The 24,037-nt window shown below is 51.1% G+C and carries 22 protein-coding genes and 1 pseudogene; 1 reads left to right on the top strand and 22 read right to left on the bottom strand.

Going from position 1 to position 24,037, the window contains the following annotated elements:
* Window positions 1-8: 8 nt before the first annotated feature.
* The 10 genes from GHO41_RS14440 to GHO41_RS14395 are packed head-to-tail and all read right to left on the bottom strand — an operon-like array spanning window position 9 to window position 9,696.
* The gene (locus GHO41_RS14440) at window positions 9-1,016 is read right to left on the bottom strand and encodes a Tfp pilus assembly protein FimT/FimU (RefSeq protein WP_153433939.1); all 1,008 of its coding nucleotides are present in this window, start codon (window positions 1,014-1,016) and stop codon (window positions 9-11) included.
* A 20-nt stretch (window positions 1,017-1,036) separates the two neighbouring features.
* Entirely contained in the window at window positions 1,037-1,561 is a 525-nt protein-coding gene (locus GHO41_RS14435) for a type II secretion system protein (protein WP_153433938.1), read from the bottom strand.
* Window positions 1,561-2,721 carry a type II secretion system F family protein gene (locus GHO41_RS14430; protein ID WP_153433937.1) on the bottom strand — a complete coding sequence of 387 codons (1,161 nt, stop codon included), beginning with the start codon at window positions 2,719-2,721 and terminating at the stop codon, window positions 1,561-1,563. The genes GHO41_RS14435 and GHO41_RS14430 overlap by 1 nt, the downstream gene beginning before the upstream one ends.
* 12 nt (window positions 2,722-2,733) lie before the next feature.
* The gene (locus tag GHO41_RS14425) at window positions 2,734-3,231 is read right to left on the bottom strand and encodes a type II secretion system protein (protein WP_153433936.1); all 498 of its coding nucleotides are present in this window, start codon (window positions 3,229-3,231) and stop codon (window positions 2,734-2,736) included.
* 29 nt (window positions 3,232-3,260) lie between these two features.
* Window positions 3,261-5,024 carry a GspE/PulE family protein gene (locus GHO41_RS14420; RefSeq protein WP_256678769.1) on the bottom strand — a complete coding sequence of 588 codons (1,764 nt, stop codon included), beginning with the start codon at window positions 5,022-5,024 and terminating at the stop codon, window positions 3,261-3,263.
* A gap of 2 nt (window positions 5,025-5,026) precedes the next feature.
* Window positions 5,027-5,704 (bottom strand): hypothetical protein, encoded by a 678-nt coding sequence (locus GHO41_RS14415; protein ID WP_153433934.1) that lies wholly within the window; start codon window positions 5,702-5,704, stop codon window positions 5,027-5,029.
* 2 nt (window positions 5,705-5,706) lie between these two features.
* Window positions 5,707-6,171, bottom strand: coding sequence for a hypothetical protein (locus tag GHO41_RS14410; protein WP_153433933.1), 465 nt, complete (start codon window positions 6,169-6,171; stop codon window positions 5,707-5,709).
* Entirely contained in the window at window positions 6,168-7,118 is a 951-nt protein-coding gene (locus tag GHO41_RS14405) for a hypothetical protein (RefSeq protein WP_153433932.1), read from the bottom strand. Before GHO41_RS14405 ends, GHO41_RS14410 begins: the two co-directional genes overlap by 4 nt.
* A complete protein-coding gene (locus tag GHO41_RS14400; protein WP_153433931.1) occupies window positions 7,118-8,770 on the bottom strand; it encodes a type II secretion system protein GspD in 1,653 nt (550 codons plus the stop codon). Before GHO41_RS14400 ends, GHO41_RS14405 begins: the two co-directional genes overlap by 1 nt.
* Before the next feature lie 11 nt (window positions 8,771-8,781).
* Window positions 8,782-9,696, bottom strand: coding sequence for a hypothetical protein (locus tag GHO41_RS14395; protein ID WP_371928927.1), 915 nt, complete (start codon window positions 9,694-9,696; stop codon window positions 8,782-8,784).
* A gap of 131 nt (window positions 9,697-9,827) precedes the next feature.
* Between GHO41_RS14395 and GHO41_RS14390 the strand changes: the two genes are divergently transcribed.
* On the top strand, window positions 9,828-11,333 hold the full coding sequence (locus GHO41_RS14390) for an HD domain-containing protein (RefSeq protein WP_153433930.1): 1,506 nt from the start codon (window positions 9,828-9,830) through the stop codon (window positions 11,331-11,333).
* A gap of 34 nt (window positions 11,334-11,367) precedes the next feature.
* On the opposite strand, the gene GHO41_RS14385 is transcribed toward GHO41_RS14390, so the two are convergent.
* The 12 genes and pseudogenes from GHO41_RS14385 to GHO41_RS14335 all read right to left on the bottom strand — a co-directional run.
* Entirely contained in the window at window positions 11,368-11,844 is a 477-nt protein-coding gene (locus tag GHO41_RS14385; protein WP_153433929.1) for a hypothetical protein, read from the bottom strand.
* A 4-nt stretch (window positions 11,845-11,848) separates the two neighbouring features.
* Window positions 11,849-13,201 (bottom strand): type IV secretion system DNA-binding domain-containing protein, encoded by a 1,353-nt coding sequence (locus tag GHO41_RS14380; RefSeq protein WP_153433928.1) that lies wholly within the window; start codon window positions 13,199-13,201, stop codon window positions 11,849-11,851.
* Between the two features lie 5 nt (window positions 13,202-13,206).
* Window positions 13,207-13,893, bottom strand: coding sequence for a hypothetical protein (locus tag GHO41_RS14375; RefSeq protein WP_178126516.1), 687 nt, complete (start codon window positions 13,891-13,893; stop codon window positions 13,207-13,209).
* Between the two features lie 965 nt (window positions 13,894-14,858).
* The gene (locus GHO41_RS14370; RefSeq protein ID WP_153433926.1) at window positions 14,859-15,662 is read right to left on the bottom strand and encodes a hypothetical protein; all 804 of its coding nucleotides are present in this window, start codon (window positions 15,660-15,662) and stop codon (window positions 14,859-14,861) included.
* A gap of 590 nt (window positions 15,663-16,252) precedes the next feature.
* Window positions 16,253-16,822 (bottom strand): hypothetical protein, encoded by a 570-nt coding sequence (locus GHO41_RS14365; protein WP_153433925.1) that lies wholly within the window; start codon window positions 16,820-16,822, stop codon window positions 16,253-16,255.
* 90 nt (window positions 16,823-16,912) lie between these two features.
* Window positions 16,913-17,602 carry a hypothetical protein gene (locus tag GHO41_RS14360; RefSeq protein WP_153433924.1) on the bottom strand — a complete coding sequence of 230 codons (690 nt, stop codon included), beginning with the start codon at window positions 17,600-17,602 and terminating at the stop codon, window positions 16,913-16,915.
* A 75-nt stretch (window positions 17,603-17,677) separates the two neighbouring features.
* Window positions 17,678-18,901, bottom strand: a complete 1,224-nt coding sequence (locus GHO41_RS14355) for a DUF3150 domain-containing protein (RefSeq protein WP_153433923.1) — start codon at window positions 18,899-18,901, stop codon at window positions 17,678-17,680.
* A 168-nt stretch (window positions 18,902-19,069) separates the two neighbouring features.
* Window positions 19,070-21,118 (bottom strand): hypothetical protein, encoded by a 2,049-nt coding sequence (locus tag GHO41_RS14350; protein ID WP_153433922.1) that lies wholly within the window; start codon window positions 21,116-21,118, stop codon window positions 19,070-19,072.
* Window positions 21,119-21,228: 110 nt separating this feature from the next.
* A complete protein-coding gene (locus tag GHO41_RS30100; RefSeq protein ID WP_218580259.1) occupies window positions 21,229-21,456 on the bottom strand; it encodes a hypothetical protein in 228 nt (75 codons plus the stop codon).
* A 156-nt stretch (window positions 21,457-21,612) separates the two neighbouring features.
* Window positions 21,613-22,746 (bottom strand): AAA family ATPase, encoded by a 1,134-nt coding sequence (locus GHO41_RS14345; RefSeq protein WP_153433921.1) that lies wholly within the window; start codon window positions 22,744-22,746, stop codon window positions 21,613-21,615.
* A 323-nt stretch (window positions 22,747-23,069) separates the two neighbouring features.
* Window positions 23,070-23,321, bottom strand: a complete 252-nt coding sequence (locus GHO41_RS14340) for a hypothetical protein (protein ID WP_153433920.1) — start codon at window positions 23,319-23,321, stop codon at window positions 23,070-23,072.
* Window positions 23,322-23,459: 138 nt separating this feature from the next.
* A pseudogene (locus GHO41_RS14335) lies at window positions 23,460-24,037 on the bottom strand (hypothetical protein); the annotation flags it as partial.

Raw genomic sequence — 24,037 nt, 5'->3', positions numbered from 1 at the left:
TGCAGGCCTCAGTCCGTGTAGTAACAAAAAACATCGACAAGCGAGTCGAGGTCTTGATAGTCAGCTGAGTATCCATCGGCAACAGCAGTAACAATCCAGTAGCTCCCACTAGTGGTCAATTTGTAGTTGATACCATAACGACCAACGTAGTCAGGATCGTATGACCCAGCATAACCACCGCGCATAGCAGCAGGTCGCAACGCAGCCTTGGGCACACCACCAGAAGGACAGCTAGGCTGAGTCACAAGCCAACCATCGCGAACAATGTAGGTGCCGATCTGAACGAAATTGGGCATCCCGCTGGAAACTGGACGGTTGTTGCGACTGCGGATAATTACGTCATCAACCGTGAGCGTCTGACCCGCTGGAATGATGATCTGTCCGTCTTGAGCACTCAGGGTTAGGCTGCCAGATTGAGCGGTCAACTTAGGGTTAGCCTGAGAGAAATTTATGTCCCCGGCCTCGTTCACCTGATTACCATCCATGTACAAGGTGGTCTTCATGCGGTTGTCTTCGGGGTCGCCAGTAGCAATACGACTCAGCTTGTTTCGCAAGCCCGGTTCACTGCCTGGAATGCCAATCCTGGACGTAATCTGAAAAGAGCCAGCATTGGTAATTTCTGTCCCGGCTATGGTGTTGGTCAGGTAGCCATCCCAGTCTTTAACCGCTTGCTGCTCGACGTTGAACATCTTCGCATCGCAACTTGTCTTGATTGCGTTGTTGTAGCGGTTAGTCGTACTGACGGCAGAAAGATAGCCTTCCGTTTTGAGAACAGTGATCGCGTTCGAACAATTGGTTGCCCCGCCCGGCCAAGCAGCGTGGTTGCTGACTCGGTAACTGCGAGCAGCATCCATAATCGCGGTAGTATCCTCAGCCGTCAGGTTGGCTCTGCGGACGTTCAAATCCTCCATGAATTTCGGCGTTGTAATGGCCGCGAGGATGCCCATGATTGCCAGGACAACCATCAATTCTATGAGGGTAAAGCCGCGCTGGTTGCCGGCAATTAGATTGTTCATTCTGAACTTCACTCTTTAAATTACCTGATGATTTCGCCGGACAAAAATCTGTTCTGTTGCTGGACCCATCCAGGCCCTGCCATCTTTCTAACTGACGTGCCAACGACTATCCGTGTTCTGGTGCCAACTGTTTCAAGCTCATAACCCTCCCAGCCGTCTATCAATTCGTCTAACTCAACCGCGACGGAACATGAGCGTTCAGACATTTTGAAATAATAAGGCCGGCCAAATGGGTTTACGGTAGGCACCGCATAATCTGTCGAAAGCTGGGCCTTGATAACAGTGGCATCAGTCCAACTTGGGTAAAGGGGGCCGTATACCTTTGTGACTTTTTGACTACTAGGATCACGACTCGTTGAAACTGGAGTGACACGCACCAGATCGCAAGCCGCCACTACTTCTTTAGCTTGGCCAACAGCCCCCCTTATCTTGGCTTCGTGAATAGGTTGCCAAATGTTCGGAACCAAGAACCAAGTAAGAATAGCGATTACTGCCAACGTGATAGTCAGCTCGATCAATGTAAATCCAGCTTGACGCTTTGCCATTACATGACCATCCGCATCGTGACCATAGGCATGTAAAAACCAAGCGCAAACATCAGGAGCGAACAGACAAGAGTTAGCATGGAGATACGGCCCAAGTTATCTGAAATAGACTCAGAATACTGAACAAACATTTCAGTCAGCGCATCGGAAAGGTTCGTTAGAATTCGCGACCGCCCATCAAGATTTTGTTTCTCAAACCCTTTGAGGTTCTGTGAAATAATTTTAGGCCAGTCTTCTGTTTCCAAAACTGCACCAAGCTCACGTCCTTCCGAAGTCTGAGACATGGCATCTGAATATATCTCACGCTGCCTCCCTTTCGACCGTTCGAACAAGAACTGTAAGACCTGAGGGTTTGTAAAGCCTGACTGCGTGAGAAGCTGATAGGTCTGTACAAATTCGAGCGCTCGCTTGCAGCGATTCCGGTCATCAAATTTGTTGAACAGTGGCCACCTACGTATTGCGTTCCACAATCGGGCTCGAAGAACAAAAGCCACGACTAATAAGACAATAGCCAGTGGCCACACCGTAGTGTAGAAATGCTGGAGCGCCATTAGTACGTCGCTCATTGAATTTTTGGTAATCGGAAATTTTTGCTTATTAATAAATTCGTCGAGCATGCCTCCACCAAATAATGGGAAACCAATACCTGCTGAGGTGCCGACAATGAAGTTTACGACAGCCTTTTTCATAGGCTTCGCAAACTCCTTCTTGGTTTTATTACGCTCGCGAATAACATCAGCTGCACGCTTAAGAGAATCAGACAGATTCCCCGCCCTGTCGCCAGCGTCAGCCAAAAGAATGGCTGTTTCATCAAAGCGCAAGAGTTTCAAGAAATCACAAGCTCGCTCACAACCAGCCAAATCAGCCGGAGTGAGGTCGAGTTTTTTAAGATCGACTGATTCAACAATTGCGCGCCCAGGCGTCATGCCGGCTTCTAACTTAGAGGCGATGGTCACAAGCGTGACCACCTGCTCACTTTCAGGAAGGCGCTTTTCAGTCAGCGAAGCCCTGATTGCCCCAAAGTGATCAACTTCTACACTCTCAATATTCCGAGCATTGAACCCAGACTTGGAAATGGCTTCATCCCTAGTTAATGCCTCTATCGGCTTTGAAAGAATACCGCCTTCTGGGCCGACGAATTTAATTACGAAGTAAGCCATTTCCTAACCCTTTTAGTTGCAGCGGTACGCGACGACGATCTGTGCGGCGGTGGAGGTCACAGACTTGACGTTTGGAGCGCCGGTAAGAGCGGTTTTCAAATCAGTGGCAAGAGCTGGGTCATCAAGGTCGAGTGGGTAAGTAACGGTAGCCGTGTTGCCACCGGCTGTGGTTACGGTCCATTTCTGCCCGAACACGGTTTCAGGTTGCATCCCGCGCTCAACCAGCTTGTCGTAAGTAATAGTCGTGTTGGTGCACTTGTTGGTCATCGTTACCAAACGAGTAATGCCGCCTGGGAAATCCTTGAGCAACTGGGTTTTCACGCCTTGAATCTTGGCATCTTCTTTAGACTGAAAGAGGCCAGGCATAAGGACGAACATCAGGATTGCAATAACGGCCATAACGATGATCAGTTCGACCAACGTGAAACCCTTCTGCTTACGTGCGCCTTTCTTCCCCATTTTCATTTTTGGGGTTTGTGATGTTGGCAGGTCAGATACTGCTTTTTGCATTGTTACTCTCCAGGTTTGTAAAACAAGTTTCAGAGCGCCGCGAGGCTATTGGATTCTTGCCTGATCGGTATCGGTTGAGCGGTTTGGACAGGTACTGAAACAGCTTGTCCTGAACCGAGGGTTGAGTTCATCCCAACTCGTTCCATTTGGTAGGGCTTAAGAACAGCCTCCAGCTGATCGAACGCGATGGTGCCTTCTGCAACCAGTCGCAGTCCGTCATCCCAGAGGTCTTCGAAGGTGCCGTTCGCAATATGCTCAAGGCGCAGAATCGAGGGATTTGCTCCCTTCAAAAGCTCTAGCTGAATCTGAGGCGTAAACTCCAGAATCTCGATGATTCCGTGCCGACCTTTCTGCCCGGTTTTTCCGCAATGGTCACAGCCACCAGGGCTTATCCTGTACAGCTTGGTTTCACCCATAGCTGGTAAAAACGCCTTGTTCTGGCCATATTCCCGCAAACGCTTGGCATCGTCCTGCAAACGGTATTCAACCTTGCAGTGCTTACAGAGGCAGCGGACTAGGCGTTGTGCCAGCACCGCCGTAATGTTCGACACGATCAGGTCGATGCCGATGCCCATGTTCATCAAGCGGCCAATAGATTCGTGCGAGTTATTGGTGTGAAGCGTCGATAAGACAAGGTGGCCAGTCATAGCAGCCTTGAACGCAAGGCCCGCAGTCTCGTCATCACGCATTTCACCCACAAGAATCACATCAGGATCTTGTCGGAGTAGAGCCCGCAGCGAGTCGGCAAAACTGAGGTTTCCGTTGACCTCCGTATGGCTCATGCCTGATTGCTGCATTTCGCAAGGGTCTTCGACCGTATGGAAGTTACGGTTGGGGTTCGCGTTCTGCATATCGATCAGCTCTGCGTAGAGCGTCGTCGTCTTACCGCTACCCGTTGGCCCAGTCATGATGATCATGCCGTTCGGGAAGTTTCCGTAACGGACCATGCTGTTGTAGTTTTTTTCGGACAGGCCTTGGCGCTTTAGGTTAGCCAGTGCTGTATTGTTCCCGAGAAGTCGCAACACCATCTTGCAGGACGACTCAGACCTGCGAACTACCGGAAGCGTAGAGACACGAAGATTGATCGACTTGTTACCGTTGATTGCAAGCTCAAACTTACCGTCTTGTTGCTTGTTGATCTGATAAGCAACTCCACAACGACTCTCCATCACCGCACGAATCATTGCGTGGTAAACAGTAAGGTCCAGCTTCTTCTGAGTCTTCAAAACACCATCTATTCGGAATTGTAAATCCACCTTATCCGTCTGGGTCGGCACAAAGTGAACGTCACTCGCGTCAATACCTGCGGCTAGACGCACTATGTCGTCTACTTGCGCCAAGGCGCGCTCGTCGTTAACCTCTGAGCCGAATTGTTCTGTATCGTCACTGTGTACAGTTCTCAGCTGCGCAAGGTAGGTGTTCGAAATCACTCCTACCCACTGATATGGGATTTCATTTTTTCGCGCCCAAGCAGTCGCCTGATCCACCAACTCCTTGTCGAAAGGGTTGTTCACACAAAGATGGTCGCTGTAGGCCAGCCATCCATCCTTTGGGCCGGCACAGGTAATCAGTAAACCTTCTTCGGCATGTACAAGATGGAATAGCTTTGTGGCAGCAGCGGCTGCCTCTGCAACTGCGGTATCGTCTTTCGCAATTCGTATTGCGTCAGCCAAGATCGTGGCCATGGACTCCGAAACAGGCTGGCTTTCAGCAATCTGATGCGAGACGCGATTCTTGTCTACGAGGTACTTATAGACCATGGACTGGGCGATTTTGATTTGCTCATAACTCATGATCAGTCATCCGAGTAGCGAACAGATTTAGTCCAGTCGATACGCACGGTCCGACTCCCATCCTTACCTTTGAGCGTCACGCTATCGGCTCCAATGTGAGTGAGCTTTTGGTCATAAACGCTCTGCCCAACTGTCATTTCTTTGAAGCCATCATTGGTGAACATGGTCGCGCTATTACCGCGTAACTCGACCAGTCTCAGGACTTGCTTGCCTTTGGTTTTTTCGCTGTCGGTTGGCTTACCAACTACTTCAACCTTTCCTGGATTTGGTTCTTCCTTTGCAGGGGCCGCAGGCGCTGGAGCAGAACTAGGGAAACCAGCATCGCCAAACATTCCCTGGCCGGATGGCATAGGGATCACTGGTGCTGCACCCCCAAAAGGGTCAGACGGGTTCGTGCTAGCGTTAGCCTGCATACCCCCCCGATTGAGCATCTGAAGGGCAAGCACCTCCATGTCGCCACCAATGCCCATGGGAACGCCCTCTGCATCAACGAGGACACCGGCTTCTTTCATATCCTTATAGGACTTGGCCATGTCGGCCCGTAGCACCAGCTTCTCAGCTTTGAACTTCATGTCGCTGAGGACGCGATTCCGCTCCAGCAGATCATCGACACCATCCGCGTGTGCGCCAGTCGAAAGGGCAGCCCCCAAAGCGAAAGTGATACAACTCAGTTTGTTCATGATCAAATTCCCACGACTGACAAATACAACTTGAACTCCCCGTCAGCCATGCTGTAGTCGAGCAGGAAGACAGGATCGGTATGCTGAATCTTCTTTATTACGGCGAGCACCAGCTTGGCGTCTCCACTCACTGAGCCGCTCCAGTGTTTTAAAGGACCTTCGTAGGTACTGACACCACTACTCATGCTGCCGTCATCGGGTATAAGTTCGAGCCCGGCCAGTTCAAGAGTCGAGGAAACTTCTCGCCAAGAATCCTTTAACGGCGCAAGTACAGGAGCTGCTACCAAGTTCGAAATCAAAGCTTGGGATTCGGAAATATCCTTATCTAGGCGGTCAAAATCGCGTGGTAACTCGCGACCGCTCTGGAGCTTCAACGTACAGAACACGCTGAGCACAACAGTCGCTAAGACGGCAGCAATCATCCCGCTGCTTATTCCGCCCAAGATGCCAATATTTAACTTCTTCATTGCTGTGAGCCCTCATCTAGAGCTATCTGATCACTTTCCTCAGGCGGGCCAACTGTGACGAGATATGAGAGGTCAGGTTGCAACTCAGTCTGCAAGCCGGAAATAAACTTGGCCGGATCGACAGGCGACTTGTTGGGGGTGATGAGCATGTGTTGAGCCGTGAACCCAATCTTCAAGTCCTCCTTGACTGACGGGGTTATCGCTTTCGGATACATGTCAAACACCCTGAACAACTGGGAAAGCATCACCGAGTCGTCTGGTCGTTTAATCAGTCGTTCCCCTGACAGGGTTCTAACTCGACCATCCAACTCATCAATCAAGCTGCGCTTGGTGCTGTAGTCAGCCATACGACTTTTGTAGATCGTTTGAAGGCCATAGTTAACAGCTAATGCACCGACAGCCAGCAACCCACACAGCGCACTTACGACATACCAACGTCGCTTGTTCTCGGCCCTCATCTTTTGGGCGAGCTCGGAGCGTTTGTATGCCGGTTGGGGCGGAAGACGAAGCTCCATTAAATCCACGTCAATGACGGTGGATTTATTCAAGTCGAGCTCAAACTGACCAGGGACGAAACCGTTGACGTACTCGCCAGAGGACGCAATGTCAGCAGGCGAACTACTGGCAGCGGCGTCCTTCATCAGCAGGTATAGCCCCCGCTTTTCCTCCAGCGGGAATAGCGCCAGAGGCTCACCGAGCTGAACGACATTGTTGAAGAACAGCAGCTGCCAAAGGCCGTAAACCTTTATGCCCGGATAATCATCACGAAGCTTGTCGAGGTCATCTTCGGATACGTAGATTGCAGGTCGCCCATCTACCCCCCTGGGCTCAACAATGGAGTAAGTGTCAGTGCCTTTGTCAGTCTGCAACGAACCCAACACGTCCCGAACGACCACAATTTCTTGGCCACCGATAGTGATCGGTTTGCCAAGGCTGAATTTGGCCATTAGCGAGTACCCTCAACCACCGTCGGAGTAACCACAAGCACCAACTCGCGGCGTTCAAGCTGATTGTTCAGGTTCTGGAAGAACGGATTGATCACTGCCTTGGTGAAAGTGTTCTGCCATGGCAGACGCTCTAGAGCCTTCTCCAGCTTTTCGGTGATCAAGCCACCCAGATGCACCGACTCGCCGGAGTTGCAAATGAGCTGTGTGGAGAATTCTTTCAGCGCAATGCGCGGCGTTTCAAAGCTGTATTCGCCGATGGCAATGGTGTCGTAAGTATTGAGGTTGGAGATAACCGGGGTCACATCCACAAGCAGGCGCTCGTCATCGAGCACACGGACAGTCACAGCAAGGGTCACACCGACTTTGAGTCGGGCAAGCTTAGGTGTAACAGTGGTGTTACCGTTTTCGTCCTGACTTTGCTCCACATCGGAGATATAGGTCAGTTCTTCACCGGCATAAATCTGAGCAGGAACACCGTTTCGGACTGTCAGGTTAGGCTGGTCTTGCAGCTCTACACGACCAAACGTTTCAAGGAAGCTCAGGAACGCTTTGGCATTGCCGCGATCACCTTCGATCGTACCTGTCAGGTTCCAGAAACCACCACCCGAGAGGACCTGGGACGTGTTACTCAGGCCAACATTGAACAGGTTGCCGGAAATGCTTCCCAGCTTAAGGGCATCCCAGTTGATACCTTTCTGCTTACCGTTGTTAAGCACAACGTCATACGCCTGAACCTGGACGTTTACGATCTTGGTCGCATCGGCGACTGCTTTTTTTAGGTAGAGGTCGAGGATGCGCATTTGCGCAGGCTTGCCACCAGCGGTGACGACACCAACAGAGCGGATACCTTCGATGAAGGCTTGGCGACCATCGCTCAGCGGTTTTGCGACTTGCTCAACAGACGGGCCAAAGTTCAAGCCGACCATGGTGCTTCCGTCAGGCATGCGAGTGGCACCAGCAGGCATCCCACCAGCGCCAACCGATGTACTGTCAGCTGAGGCGCCGCTCTTTGATCGGCCCGCTTCATCTGGCTTTGGAGCACCGATGATGCGGCGAGCACCGTCCATGATTGTTTTCCATTCGTCTTCGCTCAGGTTGACTGCAATGGATGATCCAGTCGTCTGGCCTTCTTCCTCTTGCTGATCGTCACCCGCCTTCGCTCCCCGAGACTGCTTGGAAGTCACGATGCTGTTGATGTTGCGGGTAGTCGAAAACGCCGCGAGGTTCCACTGTTTGGTTTCAAAGTCGGAGACGTAAACGCGGCGCCCATCAAGCTGAATGCTGAGGTCGCGAGTGCCCTCCACGTACTCGATAAAGTCTTTGAGGCTCATGCCCTGAGAGGAAACGTCTATCGGGTCATTGAGGTTCACAGCCCCACGCGGAATGATCGCGTAACCGGGCAGCACTTCTTGGAGAACAGAACGCAAGGGCTTGTTCGGCGCCGTCAGAAAGATAGGGCGCTGCATAGCAAGGTCTTCGGTCTTAATTTCACGAACGAAGGTCGTGCCGCGTGCAGCCTGCATTTTGTTCTCACGACCCGGTGACATATCACCGTATTGGGTTTCAGGATCAATTTCGAACTGGTTAGCACAACCACTGAGTGCGCCAGCAAAAGCAATTGCCAAGCTGAGTCGAGATTTTTTCAAAATCATAATGTAGTCCCTTACTTGGCTCGGTCTGTGATCAGGAGCATTGGCGCGGGATTGCCGTTCGAATCGGTCAAATCCCAGAAATAGGCGAACCGAACGCGTGCGTCACGGACAGAAGCCGTCAACTTGCGCAATGCGAGGTCACGCGGGTCGGTTGAAATAAACTGGTAGCGGCGTTCAGCCAGTTCAGGCCGGTTGCTGAACTCCACCTGGATGCGCCAACCTTGAGGCATCATCCCGCTTGCGATTTCTTCCATCGTCGCGGACTGGTACTCAGCCTTTACAGGCTCATTGAGCACCACAGTTGGGTCGATCCGTTCCATCTGGACACGCTTTTTAGCAGCGGTTTCGATTGCCACTGCGCTGCTTTCAGCCATCATCAGGATTTGCTGACTTTCCTGTTTGATGAGTGCGACTTGATTGGCCCCTTCGGTCTTCATCATCGAAGCCTCGACCATCGCTGAGTCGTTCAAAGCAAGCGCTTGATTGATCCTCACCTCTTGCTTCTTGATTTGAGCTAGTTGGCCCTCGATAGAGGTCCGTTGCGATTCAAGGAGATTCACGCGCTGGTTCGCTTTTGCCAGTACCTCGGCATGTGCGGATTGAACAACACGCTCAGCCTCGGCACGGGCAGCGTCCAGTCGCACGCGGTTCTTATCCAAGTCAGCGAGTACGTCGCGATACTTACGTTCGGTAGCTGTTTCTTCAACAGATACGACCGGAGCATCCAGAGACAAATCAATGACCGCTGCCGGCGTGGGTTGGGTCTGCTGGAACTTCACGGTGCCGGTGACGCTCTGCGCCTTGCCGGCCTCGTACACGCGGTCGAACACAGAAAGCCCTTCGGTGCTCGCCATCGCCGCATCGCTGTATGCGTGTGCGTTGGCCGCAGTGAGAGCGATGGCTAGGCCGATTAGAGTTTTCTTCACAACTACCTCGAATTAGTTTCTGGGGTGTATATCTTCTAGTGCGCACGGGGAGCCCCCAAAACGGCAGGTAGTTGAGTGGAATCTAAAAAATATTTTCACCACCATGGGCTCATGAGATTTCAGGAGGCTCCATGGCTACCAAACCAACGGTTCAACAAAACACAGGTCTGTTTGCAGCAGCGTTCTGCTGCGTTGCGCTTGTGCTTGGCTACACCTACTACCTCACACACACCAATCAGCAGCTTGATATTCAGGCGATAGCCCTTGCCCAGAATTGGTATCAGATCAAACCACTGTGGGCTCGCCAGCTAATCTCGGCAGGCGGATATGTAGGTACGCTTTGCGCGGTGATCCTTCTGATGTGTCATGGCCTGCTCTACTGCGTTGTTGCTTTCGGCGCTGCCTACTTCGGCATCAAGCACTTCACCGAGAAGCCAGAACCCAAAGGCATAGATAGAAACCCTCAAGCCAAGGCGGCGAAAGGCGTTAACAATGCTGAAATCCCAGGGTCGGTATTGATGGTCATGCTTCCCAAGTATCCGGGCGCAGCTAGAGGGGAGTTGAAAGGTGGCAACATTGACAAGAATCCATATCAGCAGGACTTCTACCGGATCGAGCAGGCACCCGTCCCAGTAAAAGAAGGGGTTGAAATGACCCCTTTAAAGCGGCTCTACATTGCTGTCTACGGCATGCTCAAAGCGCACCCGGATGTACCAGCAAGTATTGGTGGCCATCACGCAGACGCCCCGCTGTTTGAACATTCGCTTTCAGTTTCGAAAAAGGTCCAGAGTTACTACCAAGATCGTGGCCGCCGCGAACCACTCGCCACAATTGCAGGCCTTGCTCACGACCTGGACAAGCTCCTTGCATACAAGCAAAGCGGAGACCAGTGGGTGAAAAACGTATCTGCCACACACCACAACAAATACGCTGCCTACATCGTTTCCACGCAACCAGAATTCCGTGAGTTAGCAGAGGATGATCGAAATACCTTGGTGCTAGCTCTGCGCTACTACCACGACCCTGAGAACCTGCCCATCGGTGCCAGCAATCGGACAGAAGCCCTTATTCAAGCGCTTCGCATGTGTGACGGCTTTGCGATCAAGGAAGAAAAAGCAGCAGGCGTTCAGAAACTCGATGAGGAACAGCTTGAGTCCATCGAGAAGGCTCTACTCGACACAATCTCAGAGCTAAACATCAACGGCTACCTAAGCAAGAACGGCCATGCTGGGGGCTGGACCACTCCTGCACTTGAGTACGTGATAACCCCAATGTCCACAGTGCTAGAGTTGATGGGCAAACATCTGTCTGCTGACCTGAACCGCAAGCTGCAACTTGATCATGAAACCCGCACATTCAAGCACCCGGCTGTGAAGCTGGTCAGCGAGCGTCTTCAAAAGCTTGGTTTGCTGATGATTACCTACAAGACGTACTCATCAGATATTGGCCTGTACGACTGCCGCATAGGCACCGCCCGGTTCACTTCGGTGTTAATGCTCAGCAAGCAGGAGTTGGAAAAACTCTTGCCTGGGCTTCAAGAAAAATGGGGCACGGCTGCTTACCGAATCCGCATTATTAAAGGGACAGGCGACAATTCGGTTCAGGGTGAGAATGACTTGGAAGATAGCGAGGAATAGCATCCATGAAAAAGGAGGCCAATTGGCCTCCTTGTCAGTCCTTAAGAATGCGCAGCGCGCTTTCAGTTCGAACCGTCCGCCTCGCCCTGTCCACATCGCCGAGTTCGTTCCAGCAATTGTAGGCCTTCTCATAGACGGCATTACGCTCTGCAAGCCGGCACAGCATTACATCCCGCTCATAACCTCCCAGATAGCGCTTGGCGAAGCTCTCAAGCGTACCGTCACGCCCTGTGTCCCAAAGCATCAGAGCTACCGTATCAACCGCCTTCTTTTTCGCGTCACTACTGACACCCAATGACCGGAATCTAAGCTCGCCGTTTTTGTCTCTATACATGTAGGGCGCAAGCAGTTTTTCCGCGCTATCAAAACGCCCCCCCTTTACTGATTGAAACGCTACATCTATCTGCGCCTCGCGCTGCTCTCTGGTTTGTACTGGAGGCGTGGCGAATGGCTGGCTCGTACAACCTACGACACCGATGGCCAGTACGATGGCTATGCAACCCAGCTTCATTGGCCTAGTCCTCTTTGAATTGGCGAACGCAAACGTATTTTCCACCTGCGCTGTATTGACAGTTTTCCCTGAACTCAAGCTGCTTAAGCTGGTTCGGTTTCAGGCCAAACATTCGCTGCATTTCTTTGCTGCTCGACTCTGGTGTCTTGAGCAAGAAGTAGAACGCAAAGTTGCGCAACTGGTCCTGCGTCACCTGATCAGGCTGCTGGACTCCCATCCATACCCCTACACCGAAACCGCGCCCTTCGGTAGCAATTCGGTTCACCGGGCTCAGAGGTTGCTTGGAAATTGCCTTGGCATGCTTACCTTCGTCGCAGACCAGAATGTGGCTCGCAAATTTAGGGTCAATGTTGCCCGTCTTCTTGGTGTTCAGGACGCTCATTGCGAAAGTACGCCGGGCAATGATTTCCATCATGATCTGCTGATGAGCACTGGAAATATTGGTCATGTCGTATACGTTGATCTTGGATTGAGCGACCTTGGACATTTCGCCAGTAAACAACCGGCTTTCAACCATCTGATTGATAGTGTCCCGCAACGAATAAACTGTTTCTTTCGACCAGTGCTCCCATTCCTCTCCCGTACCGTTGCGCTCAAGGTTTTCGAAAGTGAGTTGGCTTTTAACGATCCCAGCAATCACGTCTGAGGCTTCGGCAGCTGTCTCCTGGCAGCCTAAGGAAATCGAGTTTACGTCCTGACCCTCTTCGCGAGCCTTGCGAATTCCTGCAATTGTCTTGCGCTTTGCACGGCCAATCTCGTTCATGATCGAACCAACTGAGCCAGAATCAAGACCGCTCGCTATGCACTGGTAAATCAACGTCAGCTTGTCGTATACGTCCGCAAAGGTTGGGGCCTTATTGACCCAAGTGGACTCATCTTCGTGATCAATGTTGAAGTCGGAATAGACAGACTTGAGGACTTCGCCCAAGTAACTGATCTGCTTAGGCCCGAGCTTCTTGTTGAACATGTACACCAACTCTTTGGCGTTCTCGATGGTCATCACAACGCCACCGCCCTCTTGGCTGCGGGGCACTTGAAGGGGGTTAAGTGACGATCCGCCCTCAAAGTAAGAGAAACTAATGATGTTGAAATCGTCTTCCGAAACGTAGTTTGAAAGCCCGGTTTGAGTGAAGTTTTCTGGCATAAAGTCGCCCTTCACATCGAGGATGTGGAAGGTCGAGCCACGGCGGTAAACCCTTGCAATCATCTGCCTGAGGGTCCAGGTTTTACCCGATCCAGATGTACCCATGTAAAGGCCATTGAAATTATTTAGTCGAGGTGAGCACCAGCTAACAACCTCGCCCTGTGCGTCATAGCCGATCAGAATTTCTTCGTCGAATGGAACGTATGCAGTCATCAAACTTACCTGGAGAGCTGTGCGTGGTGGATTTTGAAGCCCATCACACCTTCGTAAAAAGTAGTAGCAGCGGCTAACTCGGAAGGCAGCTGCTCTTTGGAAATTCTGCGGTACGCCGATTGGCATTCCTGGCAGGTCAGTTCCTCGTTTTTGAGCTTCATGATCGTCGTAGGCGTGTTCGCGACAACCACGAAAGCGGACAGGTCATCGCAATCGCATTCGCAAGCAATGCCGCCTTTTTGGAGTTTGATTGGGCGCTCGTCGAATTCACCTTTCACTTTCGCGGCAGGTTCGGCGTCGGGGTTGAGGTCAAGCACAAGGTCCACCCACTCATCGCCGTGCCCCTTCTCGACACTCACGCCGCGCTCTGCGCAGCGGAGCTCTAGTAAGACATGGGCAATTTCATGCGGGATCACCTCTTTGAAAAAGGTGTCGAAGTCTTGCCAGATGAACAGGCCCTGGAAACGAATTTCAGCGATGCCGTGCTGCTCGCCGTTGATCTCCAATAGCGTGACCTTGGAGGCCGAGTGATCAGCCATGCCATAGTCAAACCGAACGTCTACCCAGACTCGCTTGCAGGGGAAAAGACGCAGCCGCAATATGCGATCTACCTCACGGACAATCTCTGCCTCACGGTTGATCTGAGCGTTGTGCTGCTTAATGGTGGCCGCAATAATTTCAATGGTATCCATACCTACTAGTGGGCCAGCGAAGGGCATCAAATCAAGGGTTCCCTGAAATGAAATTTCCAACTGACTAGCTTAGATACGCATCCCACTCGCGGAAATCACCGCGATTCCCACTGTCTATGAGCCGCTGTAGGTGTACAGCATCATCTAGCTTTTGGATTGACTGGAGTGCCGGAACCATCATGGATGGCCACTTCTTGTTACCAATGGCCCATATCGCTTTATGGAGGCGAACAATTTGAGGGCTGAAAGTTGGTGCTAGTCCAGAGTTCGCTGTGGAGTGGAGTGCTGATTCCCGTGACGAACCACCTGTCTCAGCAGTAGCCGGTGTCTCCCTAGACATTTGATCTGTCGGTGATTTTTCCGCGCATGCGCGGAAATATGGCGACGGATTGGATAACAAGCTCTGTACGGCGGCGTCACTCAATGACGGGTAGAGCAGCCTCCCATAGGCTAAACAATGTGCTGCCAAAGCAATTGCAGCAGCGCGATCTAGCTCCACCTCAATCGCATTCAGATGACCATTTAAGTATGTAGAAGCACTCAACGCGATCACCCGCCTACCATCACGAAAAGTTGCGGTCCCTGTAATCGCCTTCGGAGACTTCCCGGACCGAACAGCACGGTAGCTAGTGCTGTCGTAGTGGCCGACCGCCAAACCATAAAGATCGCCGGCAACGCCTAGGTCCAAATGAAACCCTATGCGAGCTTGGTCGCTGACTAGCAGGTACTTCCCCTGCTCCTTTCTACTGAACAAAAGGAACAAACAGTGGTTTACCCCCACACAATTGCCCACTGCATCAACGGTGTTGTAGATACTCAACGCTATCTGTAACGCGTGATTACTGAATACCTGATGACTGCTCGCATAGAACCCTTTGCGTGGCTCACGGTCATTCGTCGGTGTGTACCGCCAGCTGCCATCCTGTGACCAGCCAACGAAATAGGTTCTGTGCACCGTCTCAAAATCAATCAGCACGGGAGGCCCTTCTAGCAAAGCGGATGCGATGGAATGCAATCAATGATAACGCCCCGAGCAGCCAAACACTGTGAGCTACGCATGCCAGCATATAGAACAAATCACGCACCTTAGAATGTATCCGAAGGCCAGTTTTACTATCAGCGACCACGCGAACGTCAGCACCTGCTTGGTGATACAAAACCACGGACACGCCGTCCTGGCCTAGGTCATCGAAAACGCCAAATCCGTGCCCTACTTCTCCTTCTGGCTTGTGATCTTGGTAGAAACGATACAGCCCATCGATCTGCTGTGATAAAGCAACTGGTAGTGTGCCAGCTGCAACCTGACTCCCATCCCAACAGGTCAGCCCTGCCGATGTACACGCTTCCTGGAACCCAGCGTTGGGGACTGGCAAAACATAGCTATTACCCCAAGCTGCATCCTTAGCCCAAGCGGGTAAAACCTGCTGGACCAGAACGTAGTGGAACAGGGCAAATGTGATGAGAACGCTCACAGCTGAGCCACACACCATCAAGCGGTCCAGCGTACGCCACCGCTTGAACAGCACCAATGTACTCATTATCACTGTCGTGACGAGCATCAAAGCTACAGTTGCGATTTGAGGATTCTTTCCTCTGGGTAGGAATACCTCGCCTAGCCAGAAGTGACCGTCCAGCATGATAAATAAACAGGCACAGACAAGCGCACCGAGCGCTACGCGAGCGTTCAGAGTTCGTTTGAACATCAGGAAAATACAGAGGAATACAGAGAAGAAAATGAGGGTGTGATCGATTTCGGCGAAAGGTATCAAAAGAAAGGCTCCTGTGTGTAATCACAGACTGCCGTGCCCTCCATCCGCGCTGCAACCGAACTACATGCAGAAACGCTAGGGAGCTTGGTGCTTACCCAACCAAACTCCCCTTCGACGTGCCCAGGCGCACGCACAGCGACCTTAGGCGACCATTAGGCCAGCTCAGATAGGTACGCTACCGCTTCTATAATCATCGTAGAACTCTCTATCAGCGAACAACACAAATTCATGGTCGCCGCTGGAGTCGCACTCCACAGGAGGACAATTACCATAGTAACCGCACCCACTGTAAGTCGCTCTCAGGTTGCTGTTCAACTTGGCAATGATGGAGTCGAGTTGATCCAAATCATACTCCGCCGAGTAGAACAGCCGGGGAAGGTCGTAACGCGCAAGCACGCCAACGGCCCCACCGAGAAAGGACGGGAGAAACGTCACACCGATTCCTCGGAGTTGATCTACGTCTAGTTTTACATTCGGTGTCATAGGAGCCTCGCTTACTGTGTGTGTCACCCCAAAGCCGAGTCTTAGGACTGAGCTTTGGGGTGACACACACAGGCCGAAGCTTGTGGTGTCACCGAATGCTAGAAGAATTAGCCAATCATTGAGCCGACCCAGCCAGAGGCTGTGGTGACTACAGCGAACAGCAAGCTACCAATCAGCATGTACCAACCCAGCGCACGGCTGTTACGGCTAGATACAGAGCGATCTTGGTACATCAGGTAGAACTCTCGGTCAGCGGTGTTAGCCAACATAACCTGGAGCTCAATTTCTTGGGCTTGAATAACTCCCAACTCCAATTCAGCGTCGTAATCGAGGCCGAGTTCGTTAAACCGGATTTTCAGCTCGCCAGCACCATGTGCGAAACGAAACACGAATTTCCCGTTTGAAGGGTTGAAAATCTTCAATAGATCACCGCGCTTAGCAAGAAATTTCTCCCCAGCCTTCATGCGGTTGTTGTTGATTCGGCAAACGTGGTCAATAGCGTCTTGAGTCGATACAGAATGTAGCTTGTTGATCGAAGCACCATCGACGTTGACCTTAGCGGCAAAGTAGCGCTGGACCCATTGAGGATCGAGCAACCGCAGAGCACGCCATACAAAGCCTATTAGCTTAACAATGGCTTTTTCGGCGATGTTCATTTGCATAGTTTGAGCTTTCAATTTGTCTCTCCAAAGGCTCTCGGTCGCCTCGTTAATGCACACACGAAGGTGGCTTTGACCCTGCCGCCGAGCGAGGCAGGGTTTTGCTTTTTAGGCAGTTTTAAGTACAGGTTCATCAAAAAAGCTTTCGTCATCAGCGGAATCAGCATCGGTAGCAATTGCTGCCCGAGCCTCAGCACGCTTCTTCTGCATATGCAGACGCTTGGTAACACGCCTCAACGATTCGCCCTTGCGGGATGCATCGAGGAAGTCCTGTTGCGTCATAACAGCAGTAAAAGCTTTCAATAGTTCATACGGGTCTTCTGTTGGCCCAGCCTTGCGGAGGCGATAGCAGAACAACCAATAGGCCCACCGTGGCAACCATGCCCCGGTGTCATCGTAAGATTCGTCCAGTACCTTTTGGGCGCTGGCCTTAATCATGACTTCGGTGCAGTCATGCAACAAAGTGCCCTTATCACCAAATGCACGCGGCCCGATTAGAGGCTTTGTGATCCGGTATTCGTAGAACGAACCATCTTCGACCCATATCTCATTCCTGATCACAGGTGTCATGAAAAGCGCCTGTTCCAATCTGTCGATGGTGGCGTTTTCCGTGAACGATTCCGTGGTGTGGATAGAGGTATCGTCATCATCCAGGGTGGTGAGGTATCCACCTTCGCCCCACATTTTTCGACGGTCCAGCATGACCTTTGCGCGTGGCTTAGGAATAACTGGAGCTTTGGGTTTGGAGATTTTTGGGGTTTCGACAATATCGCCGAACAGATCAAATGCAGCTTGCATAGCGGAGGCCTCTTTCGGGGCGCACCACTCCCCCGTAGGGGCGTGGTGTGCCCATACGGGGTTGAAGGTTGTGGGTTACTCGAACAGCGATGAGCCAGTAAAACCGAAGCCCATGAATGTCGAGCCGCCCACAGGCGTTGCTTCAACTTCAACCTCGTTCGAGGCATCAATATCAGCTACGTCGAGAACTACCGGATCGGCAGCTACGACAGGGGTGGCTACAGCAGCAATACTTGCGACGGCCTGAGCAGCTGGAGCAGCTGGAGCAGCTGGAGCAGTTGCAACAGGTGCCACTTGCGCACCACCATTTGCCACCAGAATCGGAGGCATTTGGCTTACAACAACCAAGGGTTGCTTGTCGCGCAGTCGGGCCAGCAATTCATGCTGGTCAGACATAGCTTCAAGGCAAGCCAGAAGATTGAGGAACTGCGAGGATTGCATTCCTAAGTCTTGCTCCACGCTTTTAGGCATGAAACCCAGCGCATCATCGATGACAGTTGCCAAAGGACGAATTTGCTGGTGAACAAAGGCAAGGCCATGAAGCTTCTCAGTGATCGCACCGATACGAGCGACCGTCCGGTAGTTGATGGAGTACACACCGTGGTGCATCTTTTTCCGATTCAACACTTTCAGGATTTCACCGCTCTCACGGGCGAGGTAGTGAATAAGCCCCCCAAACACACCTTCACGCAATGCAACAATTCCGTCACGCTGAGCCTGAAAAAGAATCGGGTCAAAATCTGCCTTATCTTCATCTAGTTCGAGCTTGAGAGGAATCGAGCTATAAGCGAAGTTCATACGGCTCTTAAAATCATCCCAAGTAGGCTGACGTTTACGGAGCGTATCAACTAGCGAGTTAACAACCTCAATCGAAACACCTTCTTTGAAAGCCTCACTTGCAATAAACGCAATCCGTTTGTTGCATGTATCGTCGTAAGTCAAACTATCGCGGTCCAGCATTGCAGCCCATTCCGCTTTAATGTCATTGAGGTCATTGATTTTTGCTACAGCCTCGATACGACTGCTGATAGTGCCCATATCCAGTTGTACAGCAGCACCGCGACCGAGAACAGCATTAGCTCGGTCACGAAGGCGGCTGTAATTATTGAGAAATTCCTTTGGAAAGATTTTCTCCTGGACAAGCTTCCGAGACGCGCTCGGCAGCGAAGCAACATCAATACCCATCTTGGTGAGGTCAAGCTGACGCTCGGCACTCATGCAAGTGATCATCAGGTTAAAAACGACAACTTGATCATCATTGATTGCAGTACGTACTTTCGAAACATAAGTCTGAGTCATGGTATTTCTCTCACCTGCCGCTACAGGGATAGTTTTGTATCGTCCGGTGGCGGAAGCCGGACGAATCGAGTTGCAATGAACTCAAGAAACATCCGGCGTGGGCCGAATGTTTGTTCAGCCCACTGAGGGAAACTGCCCCCTAATTAATAGGGGGCTGATACTCACTTCTTACTTTAGGAATTCAGCCATCTTGTCAACCATGGCTGGCACAACTCCTTCGGCGTTTTCTGCATAGGCAAATTTTATGTTTGCCTCTTTCAACCAAGTGCAAGAAGAGTCGGCGCCAATAACTAGATAGATGACTTCAACCCCGCTCCTAAGAACGGTGTTGGTCATTTCAACAGCCTGGGCTTTGTCATCGGGTATTCCATCAGTCACTACCAGCAGCAGCTTACGTTGCGCTTCGTATGACATGAGGCGGGCGCCCGCTTGCATCACGGCAGAACCAATAGGGGTGCATCCACCACCTACCAGCTTGTGCAGACCAGCAATACGATCCAGAGCAACACGGTGGTCGTCCTGAAAGGACTTGACCATGCAGTTCATTTCGCCAGATTCCGGCGCGAAGCCAAGAATCTCGCGAGGGGTGCCGATCTGATGCAGTACCTTTTCAATAATGGTCAGGGCAACACGAATCTGCTCTGCCACCGTAGTTCCAGCAACACTACCGAAATTGGTAGAAGCTGAAAGGTCAGCGGTGATAGAGACAGCAGCAGTTTCCTCAACTCGCTCATCTGCTTTCGCAAATATGCGTGAATCGTTGAGGGCAAACCGATGAAGATTCCGTTCGCACAAACGCCCGGTACGGGCGCTGTACTCATCAGTTTCTTCGCGGTTGGCCAATAGTGCTCGTAGACGGTTTCCCATCACATTCGCTTTGCGACCTGAAACGGCTTGAATAGCAACCGCCATTGCACGATCCGGCTCAACTACAGGCATACCATCGACAAAGCCTTCGGCCTCACCAGTATCCTTTGAGTAGTCGAAAACCAAACCAGTGATCAGCGGCAGGTCTTTGTATGCTTCGTTGGCACCGCTAGCGATGCCTTGAGCTAGTTCCTTGATTTCTGCACCCTTGTCGAAGACTTCCTGGTCGCCCAGTTCCTCATTCAACATTTCATCAACGAGTTGAGACAGCGACTTACCAGAGTCAGCCTGAGCATTGGAACCATTCTGGCTTTCGCCATCCTGATCTTGTTCGCCCTGGTCATCACCAGCTTTGTCACCTTTACCACCCTTCGAGCCAGCATCCTTAGAGTCGCCATGACCATCCCCCTCACCTTTCGGCTCGGAGTTTGATTCATCAGCTTTACCTTCGCCCTGGGGTTCACCGTCATGCTTAGGATCAGTCTCACCAGCACCGCTTTCACCGTTCTCGTCACCTTTCGGATCGGATTCGGTATCGTCGGAGTTGCCAGTACCTTCGCAATTAGGTTCAGCATTGTCGTCATCACCGTCGGACTGGTTTTTGCCAGTGCCGCTGGAGTCATCAGACGAGCTTGGTTCGGATTCTTCGGAGCCTTCGTCATCATCGCCATCGTCACCACTCTCAGGAGAGGGCTCAGGCTGGGATTGATCTTGTTCGGCAAGCGATTTCATCAGGTCAATAATTTTGAGTGTTACATCACCGCCATCCTCTGTAGAAGAAACGGTCGGGAACTCAACATCCAACAGGTTGCGCAGCTCTGGAATCACCTTGTCCGCGTGCTGTGCCAAGTGCTTGCGCAAATTGACTTCAACACGGGTCGTGGCAATCCCTACTGATGGCCAGCGTTTAGTAGTCAGATACGCAAGGCAGTAGCACGCTACAGCCTCGCCCAGACCTGCTGAACCATCACGGAAACGGTTTCGCTTGATCAACAACATCGTCGAATCCAGCAGATACCGCCCCGCAGTCCTTTTCCAAGCAGCCTGACGGCCTTCCATGAACACGTCATCTAACGCATTAAGAAGAAATCCGGCGAACGAGCCATGCTCTTTGCCGAACGCTTGGAAGAACTTGATGTTACTACGCTGGATATGCCCGACTTCGTGATAGCCGTCACCCTTGAACAACACCAAATCATCAGGTGTTAGTTCAGCAGGCAATGCTGGCAACCACATGGTTTTACCGTCAGTGGCAGGATTGCCACCAATTACAACCTTAAGTCCAGCATCACGGGCCAAAGACCGAATGAAAGGAATCCAACCTGCTGGTGAAGTTTTAGCGTTACGCATTTCTGTCTCCTTACCCATTGCTGGGTTGTTATGCCCAGCACGGGCAGTCCCCACTTCGTAAAGCGGGAATCGAGCCTAGGGCTGATTCCAGCCCTAGGAGAGGATTAGATTTAGATGGTATTCAACTTGTCTGTAGCCAACTGCAAAGCGAGTTGATTAGCCCGAAGGCTGTAACAGACGCTTTCACGTTTCAAGGCGTCGCGGACTGGATGCAACTTTTTCAAGCGAACTACCATTACCGTGTACACAACTACTGAACGGGCAATCTCTAATCGGCACTGAGCCGATTGGATGGCTTTGCTGAACATCATCTTTGCGTTGCTAATAAAATTTTTCATGGCTATCTCTCACACGCCGCGTCGTGGATATAAAATATCTTCCAGGTGCGGAGGCCGGAAGGTTTGAGCTGTGTGCTCGGAAATCCTTCCAGCGTGAGCTGGGAGGAATTTCCCAACTCACTGGAGAAACCTCCCCTCAGGGGAGGCTTTAAAGCTTTATGCAGCTACGTCAGTTACACCCCAATCAATATCACCGTTATCCAACCCATCAAGGAATGACTGAGCTGTTTCGGAGTACTCGTTTGGAAGCTCAAGCTCAATTCCAAACACCAGTTCGTAAAACTCACGAACAACATCTTGGTCGGTTTCTTCCATCCCCGTGTAAACCGCATCAACAAACGCTTTCGCGCAGTCGGGTACGAATAGAGGGTTGCTACCGGCCATAACGTTAGTTTCCTGGGCTCCGTACATCAGGGCCTTACGACCCCAACGACGAAGTTCACGGAAGGACAGGGTGTCAGTCATGTCGCCTTGTTCGAACGAAGCGCGAACGCGAATCGCCAACTCGACCATGAACTTCGCTACTTCAACTGGCAAAGCACCATTCGTTGACCCGATCAGAGCTTTAAGCTCTAGAGCGGGTTTCATGAAGGACATTTTGAAGCAAGTGAAGCGCGAACGAACTGCACTATTTTGTGTATTAACGCCGCTAAAACGAGGATCGCGAGTCATCTTGCCACCGGTGTTGTCGGTGGCGAACAGACGGAAACGCTTGTGACGTTTGATGGTCATCGAACCCTCTAGCGCTGCAAGAGCGTCAGGGGTCATGGTTGGGTCGAGGCCATGGTGCTTCAAAGTGATTACATCATCACCGTTTGTCACATCATTGATGGATACAAGCACGCCCGGCTTGATTGCAGCAATCTCGTCGATCAAAACAGCAATCCCGTGACGCAAGCAATAGCTGAGTACTCCATCTACAGCCTTAACACTACCATCCTCGATTGTTTTAGAACCCATAAGGTAAGTCTCATCCAAGCCAGGACCGCCTGTGATGGTCATTAGAGGGATGTTCAGTCGCGCACAGAATTGCTGCACGAAAGAAGACTTACCAGTACCTTTTTCGCCGTTGAACATCATGTTTTCGCGAGCTCCATAAGAGCGAAGCACACGAGCAACCATGTCTGGCTGAAACACATATTCAGGATCAATTTTAGGTACGAATGGGGACGGAACAGCGTCAATCTGAATAAGCTGTTCGAAGCCGGGAATTGGTTCAGCGAAGCCAAAGGCAACGTGAACGTAGATCGACTTCTGGCTTGGTTTTTTTTCTGCGTTTACTTTAGTCATTTTAATTACTCAGCAACTGCCGCGAACAGTGCAAATTGGTTTAATGCCTAGGTCGCGGGGACTAGGCATGGAATTGAGAACTCCAGAAAAACACCTAACCCAGAGGGCCAAGTGGTTTTCTTGTAGCCCTCTATTACAGAGTAACCCTCCCCAGCGCTACGCTAGAGAGGGATGATTTAACGCGACAATCGTACCGGCTATTCCAGCCGCTTCGCATACAGCCACAATGAAGTGCCTACACCGAGCGCCAGGATTACAACGATATTTACGATTAAGTCGTGCATGGTTTTCACCTTTAAAGAGTTTAAAAAAAATCGAGGATATTACTTTCTCTTTTTTCTCTTTTTTCTTTTCGGTGGTCTTCTCCTTCTAGAAACAACCTCGATGGCTTTTCCTTTAGGCTTCGCTTTTTTGTAGCTACCTATAAGGTCAGACAAGAACATCACCAGCAGTATAATAGCGGTGATGATCGACAGAGATTTGCTCCAAGAAACTGGGATAATCCAGCCGCCAGTAAGCCCGAGGACAAAGGAGTTGATAGTGTAGGCCGCAGCCTTGATTTTGTTATGTTTCATTTTGATCACCATAGATTAATGTCGGCTAAATAAAACCAACGCGCAGGTGATCCCGGCGACGTTGGAAACCGTCGCCGGTAAGGTTTTTTGGTTGACAATAAGTCAGTTATTGAACACTACGAGTACTTTTCTGCGGATCTAGTTAGCGGCCCGAATCTCTAGAGCCTTACGCTTTAAAAACACAGCCGAATCAGAAACACCTATTGCTTTCGCAACTTTCAAATCTGACATTGTTCCAATCAGATCAATCATTTGCTTGGTCCAATTGATAAATTTGAAAGGCTTTATTCCTAGCGACAGACGTTTACAAAGTACTGATTTTATGGAAAAGCCAGTTCGCTCTGCCACTTCAGAATCAAACATAGTTCCTAGCAGAGAAATATTTTCCTCTGTCCAAATAGAGCCAAAACGAGAAATATGTAAACTAAGCCGCTTTTTTTGAACGATTCCGCTCGGCTTACCGGTGGCAAGTCCAACCTCAACATCTGTTAAAGTCCCAAGCAGATTTATTTCCCATTCTGACCACTTATAAGCTTTTTGAGTAACAAAGGCTGAAATAGACAGTTCGACGCGTCGATTCAATACACTTGTTCGAGCTATTTTCAACATGCTCGCAAGCTTAGAGTCAGGCATGGTCCCCCCTGAATTCAACACATAAGTGCAACGCTCACCCCTGTATGCACTTCGTACGGCGTCTTCCAGCCCAAGCGCTTGCG

Origin of the sequence: Pseudomonas sp. FSL R10-0399 (assembly GCF_009600165.1) — a bacterium.
GTDB classification, from domain to species: Bacteria; Pseudomonadota; Gammaproteobacteria; order Pseudomonadales; family Pseudomonadaceae; genus Aquipseudomonas; species Aquipseudomonas helleri.
The sequence above is the reverse complement of the archived record's forward strand: the minus strand, read 5'-3'. Positions and strand labels throughout refer to the sequence as shown.

What these genes read in the sequence shown, in the direction of transcription:
- GHO41_RS14430 (WP_153433937.1), bottom strand. Translation starts at nt 2,721, where the DNA reads ATGGCTTACTTCGTAATTAAATTCGTCGGCCCAGAAGGCGGTATTCTT.
- GHO41_RS14435 (WP_153433938.1), bottom strand. Translation starts at nt 1,561, where the DNA reads ATGGCAAAGCGTCAAGCTGGATTTACATTGATCGAGCTGACTATCACG.
- GHO41_RS14345 (WP_153433921.1), bottom strand. Translation starts at nt 22,746, where the DNA reads ATGACTAAAGTAAACGCAGAAAAAAAACCAAGCCAGAAGTCGATCTAC.
- GHO41_RS14420 (WP_256678769.1), bottom strand. Translation starts at nt 5,024, where the DNA reads ATGAGTTATGAGCAAATCAAAATCGCCCAGTCCATGGTCTATAAGTAC.
- GHO41_RS14340 (WP_153433920.1), bottom strand. Translation starts at nt 23,321, where the DNA reads ATGAAACATAACAAAATCAAGGCTGCGGCCTACACTATCAACTCCTTT.
- GHO41_RS14415 (WP_153433934.1), bottom strand. Translation starts at nt 5,704, where the DNA reads ATGAACAAACTGAGTTGTATCACTTTCGCTTTGGGGGCTGCCCTTTCG.
- GHO41_RS14350 (WP_153433922.1), bottom strand. Translation starts at nt 21,118, where the DNA reads ATGCGTAACGCTAAAACTTCACCAGCAGGTTGGATTCCTTTCATTCGG.
- GHO41_RS14385 (WP_153433929.1), bottom strand. Translation starts at nt 11,844, where the DNA reads ATGAAGCTGGGTTGCATAGCCATCGTACTGGCCATCGGTGTCGTAGGT.
- GHO41_RS14375 (WP_178126516.1), bottom strand. Translation starts at nt 13,893, where the DNA reads ATGGATACCATTGAAATTATTGCGGCCACCATTAAGCAGCACAACGCT.
- GHO41_RS14410 (WP_153433933.1), bottom strand. Translation starts at nt 6,171, where the DNA reads ATGAAGAAGTTAAATATTGGCATCTTGGGCGGAATAAGCAGCGGGATG.
- GHO41_RS14360 (WP_153433924.1), bottom strand. Translation starts at nt 17,602, where the DNA reads ATGCAAGCTGCATTTGATCTGTTCGGCGATATTGTCGAAACCCCAAAA.
- GHO41_RS14440 (WP_153433939.1), bottom strand. Translation starts at nt 1,016, where the DNA reads ATGAACAATCTAATTGCCGGCAACCAGCGCGGCTTTACCCTCATAGAA.
- GHO41_RS30100 (WP_218580259.1), bottom strand. Translation starts at nt 21,456, where the DNA reads ATGAAAAATTTTATTAGCAACGCAAAGATGATGTTCAGCAAAGCCATC.
- GHO41_RS14405 (WP_153433932.1), bottom strand. Translation starts at nt 7,118, where the DNA reads ATGGCCAAATTCAGCCTTGGCAAACCGATCACTATCGGTGGCCAAGAA.
- GHO41_RS14390 (WP_153433930.1), top strand. Translation starts at nt 9,828, where the DNA reads ATGGCTACCAAACCAACGGTTCAACAAAACACAGGTCTGTTTGCAGCA.
- GHO41_RS14380 (WP_153433928.1), bottom strand. Translation starts at nt 13,201, where the DNA reads ATGACTGCATACGTTCCATTCGACGAAGAAATTCTGATCGGCTATGAC.
- GHO41_RS14425 (WP_153433936.1), bottom strand. Translation starts at nt 3,231, where the DNA reads ATGCAAAAAGCAGTATCTGACCTGCCAACATCACAAACCCCAAAAATG.
- GHO41_RS14400 (WP_153433931.1), bottom strand. Translation starts at nt 8,770, where the DNA reads ATGATTTTGAAAAAATCTCGACTCAGCTTGGCAATTGCTTTTGCTGGC.
- GHO41_RS14355 (WP_153433923.1), bottom strand. Translation starts at nt 18,901, where the DNA reads ATGACTCAGACTTATGTTTCGAAAGTACGTACTGCAATCAATGATGAT.